This is a genomic window from Duganella sp. 1411 (assembly GCF_017833525.1).
Lineage (GTDB): Bacteria > Pseudomonadota > Gammaproteobacteria > Burkholderiales > Burkholderiaceae_D > Rugamonas.
Genome location: NZ_JAFICD010000005.1, coordinates 139,188 through 155,391 on the forward strand (window position 1 = coordinate 139,188; position 16,204 = coordinate 155,391).

The 16,204-nt window shown below is 67.1% G+C and carries 12 protein-coding genes; 9 read left to right on the forward strand and 3 right to left on the reverse strand.

Annotation, left to right across the window (positions count from 1 at the left end; all coding sequences use genetic code 11):
- Nucleotides 1-7: 7 nt before the first annotated feature.
- Nucleotides 8-1,291, forward strand: coding sequence for a nitrate/sulfonate/bicarbonate ABC transporter ATP-binding protein (locus tag JOD97_RS23570; RefSeq protein ID WP_209724048.1), 1,284 nt, complete (start codon nt 8-10; stop codon nt 1,289-1,291).
- 158 nt (nt 1,292-1,449) lie between these two features.
- Here the strand turns inward: JOD97_RS23570 and hemL are convergent, their stop codons facing one another.
- Both hemL and JOD97_RS23580 read right to left on the reverse strand, forming a co-directional pair.
- Entirely contained in the window at nt 1,450-2,754 is a 1,305-nt protein-coding gene (gene hemL, locus JOD97_RS23575; protein WP_209724051.1) for a glutamate-1-semialdehyde 2,1-aminomutase, read from the reverse strand.
- 50 nt (nt 2,755-2,804) lie between these two features.
- Nucleotides 2,805-3,656, reverse strand: a complete 852-nt coding sequence (locus JOD97_RS23580) for a bifunctional hydroxymethylpyrimidine kinase/phosphomethylpyrimidine kinase (protein WP_209724053.1) — start codon at nt 3,654-3,656, stop codon at nt 2,805-2,807.
- Between the two features lie 57 nt (nt 3,657-3,713).
- On the opposite strand from JOD97_RS23580, the gene JOD97_RS23585 reads away from it, so the two are divergent.
- The 6 genes from JOD97_RS23585 to JOD97_RS23610 all read left to right on the forward strand — a co-directional run bounded on the left by JOD97_RS23585 (nt 3,714) and on the right by JOD97_RS23610 (nt 13,488).
- Nucleotides 3,714-3,905 carry a rubredoxin gene (locus JOD97_RS23585; RefSeq protein ID WP_301547057.1) on the forward strand — a complete coding sequence of 64 codons (192 nt, stop codon included), beginning with the start codon at nt 3,714-3,716 and terminating at the stop codon, nt 3,903-3,905.
- Nucleotides 3,906-4,000: 95 nt separating this feature from the next.
- Entirely contained in the window at nt 4,001-4,423 is a 423-nt protein-coding gene (locus JOD97_RS23590) for a PleD family two-component system response regulator (RefSeq protein ID WP_209724055.1), read from the forward strand.
- Nucleotides 4,424-4,442: 19 nt separating this feature from the next.
- Nucleotides 4,443-4,808, forward strand: a complete 366-nt coding sequence (locus tag JOD97_RS23595; RefSeq protein WP_209724057.1) for a PleD family two-component system response regulator — start codon at nt 4,443-4,445, stop codon at nt 4,806-4,808.
- A 14-nt stretch (nt 4,809-4,822) separates the two neighbouring features.
- Nucleotides 4,823-5,380, forward strand: coding sequence for a chemotaxis protein CheW (locus JOD97_RS23600; RefSeq protein WP_209724059.1), 558 nt, complete (start codon nt 4,823-4,825; stop codon nt 5,378-5,380).
- 105 nt (nt 5,381-5,485) lie between these two features.
- Nucleotides 5,486-7,789, forward strand: a complete 2,304-nt coding sequence (locus tag JOD97_RS23605; RefSeq protein ID WP_209724061.1) for a methyl-accepting chemotaxis protein — start codon at nt 5,486-5,488, stop codon at nt 7,787-7,789.
- Nucleotides 7,790-7,827: 38 nt separating this feature from the next.
- Entirely contained in the window at nt 7,828-13,488 is a 5,661-nt protein-coding gene (locus JOD97_RS23610) for an Hpt domain-containing protein (protein WP_209724063.1), read from the forward strand.
- 6 nt (nt 13,489-13,494) lie between these two features.
- On the opposite strand, the gene JOD97_RS23615 is transcribed toward JOD97_RS23610, so the two are convergent.
- Nucleotides 13,495-14,940, reverse strand: a complete 1,446-nt coding sequence (locus JOD97_RS23615) for a deoxyribodipyrimidine photo-lyase (RefSeq protein WP_209724065.1) — start codon at nt 14,938-14,940, stop codon at nt 13,495-13,497.
- A 170-nt stretch (nt 14,941-15,110) separates the two neighbouring features.
- Here JOD97_RS23615 and JOD97_RS23620 point away from each other — a divergent pair, with 170 nt between their 5' ends.
- Both JOD97_RS23620 and ruvX read left to right on the forward strand, forming a co-directional pair.
- Nucleotides 15,111-15,800, forward strand: coding sequence for a YqgE/AlgH family protein (locus JOD97_RS23620; protein ID WP_209724067.1), 690 nt, complete (start codon nt 15,111-15,113; stop codon nt 15,798-15,800).
- Between the two features lie 12 nt (nt 15,801-15,812).
- Nucleotides 15,813-16,199 (forward strand): Holliday junction resolvase RuvX, encoded by a 387-nt coding sequence (gene ruvX / locus JOD97_RS23625; RefSeq protein ID WP_209724069.1) that lies wholly within the window; start codon nt 15,813-15,815, stop codon nt 16,197-16,199.
- Nucleotides 16,200-16,204: the final 5 nt, after the last annotated feature.

Here is a 16,204-nt window from a genome sequence, read left to right on the forward strand (position 1 = left end):
GGGCATCATGAGCACACCTATCGTTGAATTGAAATCGGTCGGCAAACACTTCCGCGCCGCCGACGGCTCCGCGCGCGCGGTGCTGCAGGGTGTCGACTTCACCCTGCACGAGGGCGAGATCGTCGCGTTGCTGGGGCAGTCCGGCTCCGGCAAGTCGACCATGCTGCGCATCATGGCGGGCTTGATCCCGGCCGACGACGGCCAGGTGCTGTATCGCGGCATGCCGCTGTACGGCACGGCGCGCGGCATCCGCATGGTGTTCCAGTCGTTCGCGCTGTTCCCGTGGCTGACGGTGCAGAAGAATATCGAGCTGGGTCTGGAGGCGCAGGGCATGCCGGCGGCGGAGCGGGCGCAGCGCGCCGAGAAGGTGATCGACTTGATCGGCCTGTCCGGCTTCGAGGGCGCGCTGCCGCGCGAGCTGTCGGGCGGCATGCGCCAGCGGGTCGGCATCGCGCGCGCGCTGGTGATGGAGCCGGAAGTGCTGCTGATGGACGAGGCGTTTTCCGCCCTGGACGTGCTGACCGGCGAGCGTCTGCGCGAGGAGATCTTGGAGCTGTGGCAGTCGGGCCGGATTCCGACCAAGGCGATTCTGGTGGTCTCGCACAACATCGAGGAGGCGGTCATGATGGCCGACCGCGTGCTGATCTTCGCCAGCGATCCGGGACGGGTGCGCGCCGAGCTGCCGATCTCGCTGCCGCAGCCGCGCAAGGCCGAGGGGCCGGAGGTGCGCCAGCTGATCGACAAGGTGTACGAGTTGATGACGGCGGGGGCGGGCCGGCGCGGCTTGATCAGCGAGAAGGAGGTCAAGCTGCAGCTGGGCGACCGACTGCCGCAGGCCAATATCGCGCACATGGAGGGGATTTTGGAGTTGCTGGCCGAGGAGCCGTTCTCGGGCCGCGCCGATCTGCCGCAGCTGGCGGAGGAGACGGAATTGACCGACGCCGAGCTGCTGGAGGTGCTTAACGCGTTGATTTTGCTGGGATTCGCTTATTTGACCAACGGCGATATCCTGTTGACGGAGCTGGGCGGGCGCTACGCGGCGGCGGCCAATACCGAGCGGCAGGCGATGTTCGGGGCGCAGTTGTTGGAGCATGTGCCGCTGGTGGCCTACATCTGCCACGGGCTGGCGCAGGACAAGTCGGGCGATTTGCCGGAGGAGCTGTTCCTCAAGCTGCTCAGGTTCACGCTCAGCGACGAGGAGGCCGAGCGGGCGCTGCGCGTGGCGATCGAGTGGGGACGCTATGGCGATTTGTTCGAGTACAACTTCAATACCGGGGTGATTGAAACGTGATGCGTTGTCGGCGGCTCGGCGATGGCGGATTACGCGCTGCGCGCTAATCCGCCCTACGTGTCTCCGTGGTGTCCTTAGGTCGACGTGATATGCCACGCAAACACGTAGGGCGGATTAGCGAAGCGTAATCCGCCATGTGTGCGCCGCCACCGGCTTCCTTACGCGCCGAGGCGCTTGAACACCCGGCCCGCCGCCGCGATGGTCTCGTCGATCACCGCGTCGCTGTGCTGGGCCGAGACGAAGCCCGCCTCGAACGCGGCCGGCGCGAAATACACGCCTTCGTCGAGCATCGCGTGGAAGAAGGTGTTAAAGCGCGCGCGGTCGCCGGCCATCATCTCCGCGTAATTGTTCGGCGGCGTCTCGCTGAAATACAGCCCGAACATCCCGCCCACCGAATCGGCGCAGAACACCACGCCGGCCTCCCTGGCCGCCGCCGTCAAACCGGCCGCCAGACGCGCCGCCGTGGCGCTCAACTTGTCGTAGAACCCCGGCTCCTGCACGATCTTCAACGTCGCCATGCCGGCCGCCACCGCCACCGGATTGCCCGACAGGGTGCCCGCCTGGTACACGGCGCCCAGCGGCGCCATCTTGGCCATCAATTCGGCGCCGCCGCCGAACGCCGCCACCGGCAAGCCGCCGCCGATCACCTTGCCCAGCGCCGTCAGATCGGGCTTGATGCCGTACAGCTGCTGCGCGCCGCCCAGCGCCACGCGGAAGCCGCACATCACTTCGTCGAAGATCAGCACCGCGCCGTGCTTGGTGCACAGCGCCCGCATCGCCTTCAGGAACGCTTCGCTGGCCTTGATCAAATTCATATTGCCGGCCACCGGCTCGACGATGACGCAGGCGATTTCGTCGCCGAACGAGGCGAACGCCTCCTCCAGCTGCCCGACGTCGTTATAGTCCAGCACCAGCGTGTGCTTGACGAAGTCCTCCGGCACCCCGGCCGACGTCGGATTGCCGAACGTGAGCAGGCCGCTGCCGGCCTTGACCAGCAGCGAGTCGGCGTGGCCGTGGTAGCAGCCCTCGAATTTGACGATCTTGTCGCGGCCCGTGGCGCCGCGCGCCAGGCGCAGCGCGCTCATGGTCGCCTCGGTGCCCGACGACACCAGGCGCACCTGCTCGATCGACGGCACCAGCCGGCAGATTTCTTCCGCCATCAGCACTTCGCCCTCGGTCGGCGCGCCGAACGACAGGCCGCGCGCGGCCGCCTCCTGCACCGCCTTGACCACCACCGGATGCGCGTGGCCGACGATCGCCGGACCCCAGGAGCCGATGTAGTCGATATAGCGCTTGTCGTCGGCGTCCCAGAAGTACGGGCCTTCGGCGCGGGTGATGAAGCGCGGCGTGCCGCCGACCGAACGGAAGGCGCGCACCGGCGAGTTGACGCCGCCCGGGGTGGTTTTCTGGGCGCGGGTGAACAGGGTATCGTTTTTCGAGGTGTTGATCGAGTTCGTGGTCATGTTGGCATCTTCGGTGTCAAGTGTGTAAGCCGCGGTGGTGCGCGGCACGGTTACTGCATGTCGGCGGCCGTGGTGAGCAAATGGAAAAAACGGTTGGGCACGAACTTGCCCATGCCGTAGCGCTGCGCGTGCGCCAGCGCGCCGACCGTGTATTCCTGCGCCGCCGCCACCGCCTCGGGCACGTCGGCGCCGCGCGCCATGAAGGCGGTGATCGCCGCCGACAAAGTGCCGCCGGCGCCCAGGAAGGGCCCCGGCAGGTGCTGCCAGGCGTCGTGGCTGATCATGCCGTCGGCGCCGAACAGGGTGTTGGCCAGCGTGTTGGGCGCCGCCGCGTCGCCCTGCGGCGAGCCCGCCGCGGTGCCGGTGACGAGCACGAATTCGCAGCCCAACGCCAGCAGGTGTTCGACGTCCGATTCGAGCGTGTCGTCGGCGCCTTCGCGCCAGGTTTCGGCCAGCCGCCCCAGTTCCACCTGCGACAGCATCAGCAGCGTGGCCTGCGGCACCAGCAGCTGGCGCACGGCCGTGAGCAGTTCCTCGGCGTCGTCGTCGGGCAGGTCGGGCAGGCGGGAACTGAACGGATCGAGGATCAGCGGCGCGTCCGGATAGTCGGACAGGATCTCGGCGATCGCCGCCACCTGCTCGATGTTGGTCAGCGCGCCGACCTTGAAGGCGGCCATGGTCATGTCCTCCAGCACCACGCGGGCCTGGTCGGAGACCCAGTCGGGATCGATTTCCTGCACGTCCTCGACGCGCGCGCTGTCGCCGATCAGCAACGCGGTGGTGACCGCCAGGCCGGTGCAGGAGAGGGCCGAAAAAGCCGCCAGGTCGGCCTGGACGCCCATCGCGCCGGCCGGATCGGCAGCGCCGAAGCTTAATATGAGAGGAGAAGTTTGGTTTTGCACGGCTGGTAGATTAAGATACCTAATTCAGCATTTTACTTGATTGAAGGGTGGCAGAACGTGAGTAGCAATGAAACAACGCAGGAGTTCCAGACCTGGATGTGCCTGATCTGTGGCTGGATCTACGACGAACAAGCCGGCCTGCCGGACGAAGGCATCGCCCCCGGCACCCGCTGGGCCGACGTGCCGATGAACTGGAGCTGCCCGGAATGCGGCGCCCGCAAGGACGATTTCGAGATGGTCGCCATCTGAGGCCTTGTTTTCCGGCCGGGAGCCGGGCCGCGCCAGGACGGCGCGCCGGCCGCTCCGCCTATGCTATCGTGTAGCATCATCCCAGCGATTCGATTATGACGACCACGCCGCAAGCCAATGTGACCGATTCGGCCCTGAAAATCATGGTGATCGACGACAGCAGCACGATCCGCCGATCGGCCGAGATCTTCCTGACCCAGGCCGGCTACCAGGTGGTGCTGGCCGAAGACGGCTTCGACGCGCTGGCCAAGATCAACGACCACCACCCGGCGCTGGTCTTTTGCGACATCCTGATGCCGCGCCTGGACGGCTACCAGACCTGCGCGCTGATTAAAAAAAGCGCAAAATTCCATGCCACGCCGGTGCTGATGCTGTCCTCCAAGGACGGCCTGTTCGACCGCGCGCGCGGCGCGATGGTCGGCTCGGCCGCCTATCTGACCAAACCTTTTACCAAGGACAGCCTGCTGGCGGCCGTGCGCGAGCACACCGGCGGCGCCTCTGTCCCGTCACCAGAATAAGAAAGCCGCAGGGGGAAATATGGCCATACAACGCATTTTGATCGTCGACGATTCGCCCACCGAACGTTACTACCTGACCGATATCCTGGTGCGTAACGGCTTTTCGGTGTCCGTGGCCGAAAGCGGCGAGGAGGCGCTGGTCAAGATCAAGGCCGACAAGCCGCAGCTGATCCTGATGGACGTGGTCATGCCCGGCGCGAACGGCTTCCAGGTCACCCGCTCGATCGCCCGCGATCCGGAGCTGCAGGACGTGCCGGTGATTATCTGCTCCAGCAAAAACCAGGAGACCGACCGTATCTGGGGCCTGCGCCAGGGCGCGCGCGACTACCTTGTCAAGCCGGTCGACGCCGCCGATCTGCTGGCCAAAATCGCCGCCCTCGGCTAAGCGGCGGCCCAGCGATGAGCATCCCGACCACGCCGCCCGCCCCGGAACGCCGCAGCCGCCTGCGCCAGTATCAGGTGCAGCTGCTCGAGCGCATGCAGGCCGCCAAGACCGGCGCCAACGTCGGCGGGCGCGAACTGGGCGTGCAGATCGGCGACCGCCTATGCCTGCTGGACCTGACCCAGATCGGCGAGATCGTGCCGCTGCAGCCGGTGACGCCGGTGCCGCTGACGCGCGACTGGTATCTGGGACTGGCCAATATCCGCGGCAATCTGACCGGCGTGATCGACCTGGCGCGCTACCAGGGCCGCGCCGCCGACGACACCGCGGCGTCGGAACGCCGCCTCATCACCTTCGCGCCGGGGCTGGGCTTCAACTGCGCGTTGCTGGCCGGGCGCGTGCTGGGCCTGCGCAAGCTGGCCGACATGCGGGCCGTCGAGGATGACGCGGCCGACGCGCAAGGCGCGCCCGCCTGGTGCGGCCAGCGCTTCGACGACGCCGAAGGCCGGCATTGGACCCGGATCGATCTGGCGCAGCTGGTGCGCGAAGCTCGTTTTCTGCAAGTCGGCCTGTGATGCACGTACACTGAGGGTGACGGGGACGACGCGACGCCGGTCGCATCGCGGTTCGCCCACGCAGCTCGCATCGCAGTTCGAATAATTAAATCCGGAGAGGGTGTAATGGCTTTCAAGATGGGTAGTTTCTCGAATGGCAACCGGAATGCCGACCAGGACCTGGCAGCGGATACGCAATTCGGCGAGGCCGGCGATTCGCGCTTCATGCACGCCGAGTCGACCGACACCGACGCCGCCGACGGCGGCGCGCCGTTGCGCTTGCGCGATGCGCTGGGCCGTCTGGGCACGCGCACGGCGCCCGCCGAAACCGGCGCCGGTTTCAAGCTGCCGCTGATCGGCCATCTGCCGGCGCAGCGCCAATTGAGTATTTTGTCGACCGCGCTGGCCGTCAGCCTGGGCGCGAGCGCCGTCTTCGTCGCGCTCAACACCATCCACGGCGCCAACCGCTCGGCCCAGACCCAGGTCGCCAGCGACGCGCTGATGCACTCCCAGCGCATCGGCAAGGCGGCGCCGAACGCCGTGCAAGGCAGCGCCGAAGGCTTCCGCCAGCTCGAGGAAAGCCGCAAGGAACTCAATAACGACATCACGCTGATGACGCGCGGCGGCACCTACCAGGGACGTGAAATCGGCGAGCCGCGCGCCGAACTGGCGCCGGTGGTGGCGGCGGCGCGCAAGCAGTGGACCGCGACCGACGCCGCCGCCGGCACCATCCTCACCCTCAAGGCCGACCTGAGCGGCGTCGACAAGACGCTGCAGAAGCTGAACACGATGTCGCCCGACCTGCTGGCGCGCACCGAGGAAATCACCGCCATCAAGCTGCAGCGCGGCGGCTCCGGGCGCGAGCTCGCGGCCCTGGGCGCGCTGTCGATGCTGACCCAGCGCATGAGCCGGGGCGCCAGCGAATTCCTCACCGCAGGCGGCATCAGCTCGGAGACCGCGTTCCAGCTGGGGCGCGACACCACGGTGTTCCGCAACACGGTCGACGCCTTCCTCAACGGCGGCGCGCCGATGGGCATCGCCGCCGTGCGCGAGCCGGACCTGCGCGAGAAGTTCACGGCGCTCAAGGGCGATTTCGAGGAATATCAAAAGCTGGTGACGGCGATCCTCGACAAGCTCGATAAATTCAGCGCCGCCAAAACCGCCGAGCAGCTGATCTTCAACGACAACGAGGCGCTGCGCCAGCGGCTGTCGGTGCTGCAGCAGGCCTACCGCGAAGACCAGGATTCGCTGGGCCCGACCTTTTGGCTGATGGTGGCCGGCGGCTTGCTGACGCTGATCGCGGCGGCGGCGATCGGCCGCGTGCTGCTGATGGACTCCCACAACCGCACGCGCGGGGCCGACCGCCGCCGCCAGGAGGCGGAGGCGATGCGCCTGCAGTCGCAGCGCAAGGAGGAGGAGGCCAAGGCGATGAACGACCAAAACCAGGCCGCGATTCTGCGCCTGATGAACGAGCTGCAGGAGGTGGCCGACGGCGACCTGACGGTGCAGGCCACCGTCTCCGAGGACATCACCGGCGCCATCGCCGACTCGGTCAACTACACGGTGGAGGAGCTGCGCGGGCTGGTCGGCCGCGTGACGGCGACCGCCGAACAGGTGACCAAGGCCTCCACCCACGCGCAAAGCATCGCCAGCAACCTGCTGCAGGCGTCGCAACAGCAGTCGCGCGAGATCCAGGACGCCAGCGCCACGGTGGCCAAGATGGCCGGCGAGATCACCGACGTTTCGCGTTCGGCCAGCGAATCGGCCGACGTCGCGCGCCAGTCGGTGGCGGCGGCGCAGCAGGGCTCGACGGCGGTGGAAAACGCCATCAAGGGCATGCACGAGATCCGCGACCAGATCCAGGACACGTCCAAGCGCATCAAGCGGCTGGGCGAATCGTCGCAGGAGATCGGCGAGATCACCGAGCTCATTTCCGACATCACCGAACAGACCAACGTGCTGGCGCTGAACGCGGCGATCCAGGCCGCGTCGGCCGGCGAGGCGGGGCGCGGCTTCTCGGTGGTGGCGGAGGAGGTGCAGCGGCTGGCGGAACGCTCGGCCGAGGCGGCCAAGCAGATCGGCGCTCTGGTGCGCACGATTCAGACGGACACGCACGACGCGGTGGCGGCGATGGAAAAATCCACCCAGGGCGTGGTCGAGGGCGCGCGCCTGTCCGACGCGGCCGGCGCGGCGCTGAACGACATTTCGCAGGTGTCGAACCGGTTGGCCGAGCTCATTTCCGGCATCTCGCTGGCGACCGGGCACCAGGCGACATCGGCCAACGGCGTGGCCCGCAACATCGAGCATATCTTGACGGTGACCGAGCAGACCCAGGACGGCACCCAGCAAACCGCGCAATCGATCCACAAACTGTCAGTGCTGGCGCAGGAACTGAAAAACTCGGTGGCGCGATTCCGCATCGCGTCCTGAACGCACGTCGCGCACTTCATTGAAAGGCCTAGGCAAGCATGACCAAAACTGATAATCCGACACCACCGCAACCGCAACTGGACACCGGACCCTTGTCTTGGGTGATGGTTGAAATCCGGGAGTCGCTGGCGCGCTCCAGGACCGCGCTGATCGAGGCGGGCGGCAGGGCGGCGGAGGATCAGGCGACGCAGCTGCAGCATGCGAAATCGCATTTGCATCAGGCCCACGGCGCGCTGCAGATGGTCGACATCGACGGCGTGAGCCAGATGACCAGCGTGGCCGAGGCGGCGCTGGACCGCTTCAAGACCGGCGCGGTCAAGTGCAGCACCGATCATGTGGAGGCGGTCTCGCAGTTGTATCAGGCGCTGGTCGAGTATCTGGAGGAGCTGCTGGAGGGCGCGCCGTCGCAGCCGGCCAGGCTGTTCCCGTACTACCGCGCGGTGCAGGAGATGATCGGCGCCGACCGGATACACCCGGCCGATCTGTTCTTTCCGGATTTGTCGCTCACGCCGGAGCTGGAGCCTGCCGCCGATGGCGCCGATCCGGTGGCCGATCCGGTGGCCCACTACACGGCCTGTCGCCAGCGTTTCGAACGCGCGCTGCTGCCTTACCTGAAAAGCACGGAGCCGGCGCAGCAGAAGGAGCACGCCGCCACGCTGCTCGACGCCGTCAAGCTGGTCGCCGACGCGCAGCGCGACGGCAAGGCGCGCGCCTTCTGGCTGGCGATGCAGGGCTTCGCCGAATTGGTGGCCAGCGGCGAGCTGGCCGGCGGCTTGTACGTCAAGCAGCTGTTCGGATTGATCAATCTGCAAATCCGCCGTTTGAGCCAGGGCACCGCCGCGCTGCCCGATACGATGCTGCGCGACGCGCTGTTCTTCATCGCGGCCGCCGGCGCGGACACCGCGGCGCCGACGGCGCGGCAAATGCGCGCCGCCTTCGCGCTCGACGGCTTGGTGCCGGCCGATTACGAGAGCCGGCGCTACGGCCAGATCGACGGCGAGGCGTTGGCCCGCGCCAAGGCCGGCGTGGCGCAGGCTAAAGCCAGCTGGGACAGGCTGGCCGGGGCCGAGATCGATCCCGATCTGGACGCGGCCTTCGACACCGCGCTCGCCGACGTCGCGCGCGAGTGCGACAAATTGAATATTCCGGCCCTGGGCGCGCTGATGCGCCAGTTGGCCGACGTGGCGCGCACCGCCGTCTCGGCCGGCCGCAGCGAGGAGCTGGCGCTGGAAATGGCGACCGCCTTGTTGTTCGCCGAGCATGGGCTGGAACAGATCCGCCATCTGCCGACCGATTTCGCGGCCAACGCCGATACGATAGGCGCGCGCCTGCTGGCGCTGGTGTCCGGCGACACGCCGCCGGAGCCGGCGCAGTGGCAGAGCGGCCTGGCGCGGCAGATGCGGCAGGACGACACCGTCATCGCGTTGTCGCAGGAGATGAAAACCGGCCTGCGCCAGGTGGAGAAGGTGCTCGATGAGTACTACGTCGATCCGGCCAGGCGTCCGTCGCTGGCGGAACTCGATCCGGTGCTGCATCAGTTGCAGGGCGCGCTGTCGGTGCTCGACCAGGAAGATGCGATGAAGGCGGCGCAGCACGTCAAGGCCGCGGTGCAGTCGCTGGCGGCCGGCGGCGGCGATCCGGCGCTGGAGCCGAAGACGCTCGACGACATCGCGCAGAATGTCGGTGCGCTCGGCTTCTTTGTCGATATGCTGGCGCAGAACGCGGCCGGCGCGCGCGAGCGCTTCGCCTTCGACGCCCAGCAGGGAACCTTCCGTTCCGTGCCGTTCAAGAAGATGGCGGAGTCGGAGTCGATCCCGGTGCTCGACGAGGAGGTGCCCGCGCCGCCGCCGTCGGTGATGCCGGCCGCCGCGCCGCCGCCCGCCGCCACCGATGCCGCGGTGGAGGCGGAGCTGCTGGAGATCTTCATCTCCGAGGCGCGCGAGGTGCTGGACTTTGTCGACCAGACGCTGGACAAGCCGCGTTCCGAGTCCGGCGGCGAGCAGTATCTGATCATGTTGCGCCGCTCCTTCCACACGCTCAAGGGAAGCGGGCGGATGGTGGGGTTGAACCAGTTCGCCGACGCCGCGCATGCGGTCGAACGGGTGATGAACACCTGGCTGGCCGAAGAGCGGTCTGCTTCCGACGCCTTGTTCGCGCTGCTGGCCGCCGCCGCGCGCGAGTTGAGTGACTGGGTGGCGGAGCTGGCGTCGGCCGGCGTCTCGGCCCGCAATGCCGATGCGCTGGTGGCCGCCGCCGCCCGCGTCCAGGAAGGCGAAGGGTTCTTCCTCGACCAGCCGGCGCCGGTTTCCGTCGACGCACCGCCCGCCGACGTGCCGGCGGCGGATGAGGCCGACGTGCTAACCGAACCGGCGGCGCCCGCCACCGCCGCCGGCAACGTCATCGAGTTCCCCACCGTCGCACCGCCGCTGGCGCCGCGCGACGACAACGTCAAACATATCGGCGCGCTGGATATCCCGCTGCCGCTGTATAACATCTATTTGCACGAGACGGACGAACTGGTTCGCCTGTTGCAGCGCGACTTCGGCGAGTGGCGTCATGAGCCGCGCCGTCCGGTCAATGCCGAGGCGCTGCAGGCGTCGCACACCCTGGCCGGCACCTCGGGCACGGTCGGCTTCAAGGTGCTGCGCGAGCTGGCGCTGGCGCTGGAGGCCACCTTGCGGTCGTTGCTGCCGCCGGCGCCGCATCTGGACCAGGTGCAGCACGATCTGCTGGACTTCGCGATAGAGCGCATCCGCCAGATGCTGCAGAGTTTTGCGCAGGGCGAGATGCCCGCCGCGCAACCGGAGCTGATCGCCGCCTTGCAGCAGTTGCGCGAGGAGTTGGCCGCCACACCGCCCGGCGCCGGCCAGGATATCGAGGCGCGTCTGGATGACCTGGTGGCGGAGACGATGGAGAACATCGCCGTGCCGCCGCAGCCGCCGGAGGTGGAGGAGTCGCCGCTGGATCGGCTGTTCAGGGATGTCTACAACGAGATCAGCGGAAGCGTGCCGGAGACGGAAGCCATTGCGCTCGCGCCGGCGCCGAAAAAAGCCGAAGCGCACGCCGACGACAATATCGACGACCTGTTCAACGCGGCCTTCGACGACGCCTTCGCCGATCCGCCGCTGAATATCGCCGCGCCGCCATACCAGGCGCCCGCGCCGGCCGCCGCCGCCGAGCCGCTGCCCGAGGCGGCGCCGGTGGTGGAGCCGGAAGTCGAAGCGGAACCGGAACCGGAACCGGAGGCGATGCCCGCACCCGCGCCGGAACCGCTGGCCGAGCCGGAGCCCGATCTGGAATCCTTGTTGGATGCGACTCCCTTGCCGGACACCGAAATCATCGAACTGGCCCCGGCCGAGGATGAGATCCTGGGCGCCGCGCCGGCGCTCTTCAACGACGAGCTGGATGCCGATTTGCTGCCGGTGTTTTTGGAGGAGGGCGCCGATCTGCTGCCGCAAGTGGGCGAAGCGCTGCGCGCCTGGCAGCACCGTCCCGCCGACACGTCGCACGCGCAAGGCCTGCTTCGCCTGCTGCACACGGTCAAGGGCAGCGCGCGCATGGCCGGCGCGATGCGCCTTGGCCAGCACGCGCATGAAATCGAAACCCATATCGAAAACATGGTGCACGCCGGATCCGCGACGCCGCAAGCGTTCGACGAACTGCTCGCGCACTACGACCATGCCTTGCTGCTGTTCGAGCAGCTGCAGCATCCGGACGCGCTCAAACCCGTCCCGGTGGAGACCGGCGTCGCCGGCCTGGCCGCCGATGTCGAGAGCATGGACGCCGATGCCCCGGCGACGGCGGGCGGCGGCGCGCTCGACGCCGATATCGCCGCCGACGAGGCGCCCGGCATCGAGGCCGCCGTGCCGCCGGCCGACGATTTGCGGGCCGGCGCCAAATCGCCGCTGGTGCGCGTTCGGGCCGATATCCTGGACCGCCTTGTCAACCAGGCGGGCGAGGTGTCGATCTCGCGCTCCAAGCTGGAAAACGAGGTCGGCACCTTGCGCTCGTCGCTGCTCGACTTCTCCGAGAACCTGGCCCGCTTGCGCCGCCAGCTGCGCGAGGTCGAAATGCAGGCCGAATCGCAGATCGCCTCCCGCATGTCGGTCTCCAGCGACCGCGAATTCGATCCGCTCGAATTCGACCGCTTCACCCGGCTGCAGGAGTTGACCCGCATGATGGCCGAAAGCGTCAACGACGTCGCCTCGTTCCACGAAAGCCTGACCCGTGGCGTCGACGCCGCCAGCAACGATCTGGTGCTGCAGGCGCGCCTGACGCGCGATCTGCAGCGGGACCTGATGCGGGTGCGCATGGTGCCGTTCGCCAGCATCTCCGAGCGCCTGTTCCGCGTGGCGCGGCAAAGCGCCAAGGAAGTCGACAAGCGCGTCAACCTGGACATTCGCGGCAGCGCGGTGGAAATCGACCGCAGCGTGCTGGAACGCATGGCCGCGCCGTTCGAGCACCTGCTGCGCAACGCCATCGCCCATGGCGTGGAATCGCGCGCCGCCCGGGGCGCGGCGGGCAAGAACGAAACCGGCGAGCTGCTGGTGCAGGTCACCCAGCAGGGCAACGAAGTCGTCATCGAATTTTCCGACGACGGCGGCGGACTCGATCTGGAACGCATCCGCGCCAAGGCGATCAGCAGCGGCCTGCTGCTGGAGGACGACGACGTCTCCGAGGCGCAGGTCGCCGACCTGATTTTCGAGCCGGGTTTCTCCACCGCCGAGGCGCTGACCGAGCTGTCGGGGCGCGGCGTCGGCATGGACGTGGTGCAGTCGGAGGCGCAAGCGCTGGGCGGCCGGGTCGACCTGTTCTCCGAGCGCGGAAAGGGTACGCGGTTCACCATCCGCCTGCCGTTGACATTGGCCGTGACGCAGGTGGTGCTGGTCGACGCCGGCGGCAAGACCTATGCCTTCCCGGCTATCCTGGTGGAGCAGGTGCTGCAGATGAAGGACGCGGCGCTGGCCGAGGCCCATCAAAACGGCTTCGTGCCGATCCAGGGGCATCAGGCGGCGCTGCATTATCTGCCGGCTTTGCTGGGCGACGCCGCTGCGCAGGCGCTGGCGCAGCGCTCGGCGCCGGTGATGATGCTCAAGAACGGCAACGAGCGGCTGGCGGTGCGGGTCGACGAGGTGCTGGGCAACCGCGAGGTGGTGATCAAGAATATCGGTCCGCAGCTGTCGCGCATGGCCGGTATCGCCGGGGCGACGGTGCTGGGGACGGGCGATATCGTGCTGATTTTGAATCCGGTGGCGCTGGCGCAGCATCTGGCGCACCAGCCGGAGGCCAGGCGGCAGACCGCGCGGGCGGCCGATCCGGCGCCGGCGCGCCCGGACGCGCGCTCGATCATGGTGGTGGACGATTCGATGACGGTGCGGCGCGTGACGCAGCGCTTGCTGGAGCGCGAAGGCTACAATGTGTTGCTGGCCAAGGACGGGGTCGACGCGCTGGAGCAGTTGCAGGGTATGACGCCGGATTTGATGCTGGTCGATATCGAGATGCCGCGCATGGATGGTTTTGATTTGACCAGGAATGTGCGCGGGGACGAGCGGACCAGGGATATTCCGATCATTATGATCACCTCGCGCAGCGCCGATAAGCACCGCAATTACGCGTTGCAGCTGGGGGTGAACGCGTATTTCGGCAAACCGTTCCAGGAACCGGTGTTGTTGGAGGCGATCACCGGGTTGTTGAAATAACCGGTGTCACGCGGGTGGGCGATTGACCTTCACCACCTCGTAACGCTCCAGCGTGCGTTTGCGCGCTTCGTCGTGCATGACGATCGGCGCCGGATAATCCAGCGGCTGCATACGCGGGCTTTGCCACGGCGCGTGGATCTCCTTGTCGCCCAAATCCTTTAGCTGCGGCAGATAGCGCCGGATGAATTTACCGCCGGCGTCGAATTTCTCCGACTGCGTGATCGGATTGAAAATGCGGAAATACGGCTGCGCGTCGCATCCCGACGACGACGCCCATTGCCAGCCGCCGTTGTTCGACGCCAGGTCGAAGTCGTTCAACTGCAGCGCGAAATACGCCTCGCCGCGCCGCCAGTCGATGCCCAGGTCCTTGATCAGGAAGCACGCCGTCACCATGCGCAGCCGGTTGTGCATATAGCCGGTCTGGTTGAGCTGCGCCATCGCCGCGTCCACCAGCGGATAGCCGGTGCGGCCCTCGCACCAGGCCGCGAACAGTTGGTCCGCCTCCGGCCCGCTCTCCCATTGGATGGCGTCGTAGGCCGGTTTATAGGCGCCGCCCACCACGTGCGGGTTGTGGAACAAGATCATCGCGTAGAACTCGCGCCAGATCAGCTCGGCCAGCCAGACCGGCGCGCCTTCGCCGCCGGCGCCGCGCGCCATCAGGTCCACCACCGTGCGCACCAGGTGGCGCACCGACAGCGTGCCGAAGCGGAAATGCAGCGACAGGTAGGACGGCCCCTTGACCGCCGGATAGTCGCGCGCGGTCTTGTAGTCGGCGATGCGCGGGAGGAAATCGTCGAACAGCGCCGCCGCGCCGGACATGCCGGTCGGGATCTTCAGCTCGGCCAGGTTGCTCGGCTCGAAGCCCAGCTCGGCTAGGGTCGGCAGCGCCGGCGCCGGCGAAGGTGGCGGCGCCAGCCGCGCGGCGTGCGCTTCGACGTGGTACGGCGCCAGCACCGACGGGTCGGCCGCCAGCTTTTTCAGCCACGCGTTCTTGTACGGCGTGAACACCGAGAACACGCCGCCCGTCTGCGACAGCACTTCGCTTTTTTCAAAGACCACCTGGTCTTTGTAGCTGAGGAACTGGCGGCCGGCGTCCTTCAGGGCGTCGGCCACGGCGGCATCGCGGGCGATCGCCTGCGGTTCGTAATCGTGGTTGCAGAACACGGCGTCGACGCCCAGCTCGGCCGCCAGCGCGGGGATGGCGTCGACCGGATCGGCGTGGCGCACGATCAGGTGGCCGCCCAGTTGCCGCAGTTCCTCGGCCACCTCGGCCAGGCTGGCGTGGATGAAGTCGACGCGGCGGTCGCGCCGCGCCAGCGCGTCCAGGATGGTCGTATCGTAGACAAAAACGCAATACACGGTGGCGCTGTTTTGCAGCGCCTGGTTGAGCGCGACATGGTCGAACACGCGCAGATCGCGGCGCAGCCATACCAGGGACGATTTCAGTTTCATTCGGTCTATGTCAATCTCGTGGAGGAACGCAATCATGGCCGCGCCCTCAATTCAGTGTAAACTATCGGTGAGGGAGATACGGCTGCTAGCGGCGCGATGTTACAGCATTTGTCCAGGACATAGCGGCGGCACGGTAAGATCATGCATCCAGCACAGAGAGAGCAACGCGTATGAAGAAGAGCAAAATCGGCAAAACTCTACCTGCAGCCGGCCTGAGAGAGGGCGAACCACAGGATCGAGCACAGGACCAGCACCACGGTGACGTCGATGAGCTGGGCGCCATCGGCGGCACGGCGCCGGTCCTGAACCTGGCCAATCATTTCCTAATTGCAATGCCTTCCATGCAAGATCCGGTCTTCGGCGGCACCGTGGTGTATGTCTGCGAACACAATGAGAACGGCGTATTGGGCGTGGTGATCAACAAACCGACCGATATGACGATGCAAGTGTTGTTCGAACGGATAGATTTGACGCCCGACGCCGGCTTCGAATCGCATGTGGACGAGCCCATCATGTTTGGCGGCCCGGTGCAGGACGACCGCGGCTTCGTGCTGCACACGCCGGGCAACCGCTATTCGTCGTCGCTGACGGTGACCAAGGACATCGCCTTCACCACGTCGATCGACGTGCTCGAGGCCGTTGCCGCCGGCGACGGGCCGCCGCGCATGCTGGTGTCGATCGGCTACTCGGGCTGGAGCCCGGGCCAGCTGGAGGAGGAGATCGGCCGCAACGGCTGGCTCACGGTCGGCGCCGACCCGGAAATCCTGTTCAACCTGCCCATCGAGGAACGCTACACGGCCGCCATGCGCCTGCTGGGCATCGATCCGCTGATGCTCACCTCCGAGGCCGGCCATGCGTGAGTCCGGTCAACCGTGAGCGTCGAAACCGTCTTTGCTTTCGATTTCGGCGTCAAACGTATCGGCGTGGCCATGGGTAACACCATGATCCGCCAGGCCCAGCCAGTCAAAGTCATCTCCGCCATCGACAACGCCACGCGCTTTGCCGACATCGGCGCCTTGCTCGACGAATGGAAACCCGCCCGCCTCGTGGTCGGCCTGCCCATGCATCCCGATGGCGCCGAGCACGAGATGACGGCGCGCGCGCGCAAGTTCGCCAACCAGTTGCACGGCCGCTTCAACCTGCCGGTCGAGCTGGTCGACGAACGCTATTCGTCGGCGGTCATCTCCGCCAAGCGCGGCGAGGTCATCGACGACCGCGCCGCCGCCATCATTTTGCAACAATATTTCGACGCCACCTAGCGAAC

What these genes read in the sequence shown, in the direction of transcription:
- JOD97_RS23570 (WP_209724048.1), top strand. Translation starts at nt 8, where the DNA reads ATGAGCACACCTATCGTTGAATTGAAATCGGTCGGCAAACACTTCCGC.
- JOD97_RS23615 (WP_209724065.1), bottom strand. Translation starts at nt 14,940, where the DNA reads ATGAAACTGAAATCGTCCCTGGTATGGCTGCGCCGCGATCTGCGCGTG.
- JOD97_RS23590 (WP_209724055.1), top strand. Translation starts at nt 4,001, where the DNA reads ATGACGACCACGCCGCAAGCCAATGTGACCGATTCGGCCCTGAAAATC.
- JOD97_RS23605 (WP_209724061.1), top strand. Translation starts at nt 5,486, where the DNA reads ATGGCTTTCAAGATGGGTAGTTTCTCGAATGGCAACCGGAATGCCGAC.
- JOD97_RS23620 (WP_209724067.1), top strand. Translation starts at nt 15,111, where the DNA reads ATGAAGAAGAGCAAAATCGGCAAAACTCTACCTGCAGCCGGCCTGAGA.
- JOD97_RS23610 (WP_209724063.1), top strand. Translation starts at nt 7,828, where the DNA reads ATGACCAAAACTGATAATCCGACACCACCGCAACCGCAACTGGACACC.
- JOD97_RS23600 (WP_209724059.1), top strand. Translation starts at nt 4,823, where the DNA reads ATGAGCATCCCGACCACGCCGCCCGCCCCGGAACGCCGCAGCCGCCTG.
- JOD97_RS23595 (WP_209724057.1), top strand. Translation starts at nt 4,443, where the DNA reads ATGGCCATACAACGCATTTTGATCGTCGACGATTCGCCCACCGAACGT.
- hemL (WP_209724051.1), bottom strand. Translation starts at nt 2,754, where the DNA reads ATGACCACGAACTCGATCAACACCTCGAAAAACGATACCCTGTTCACC.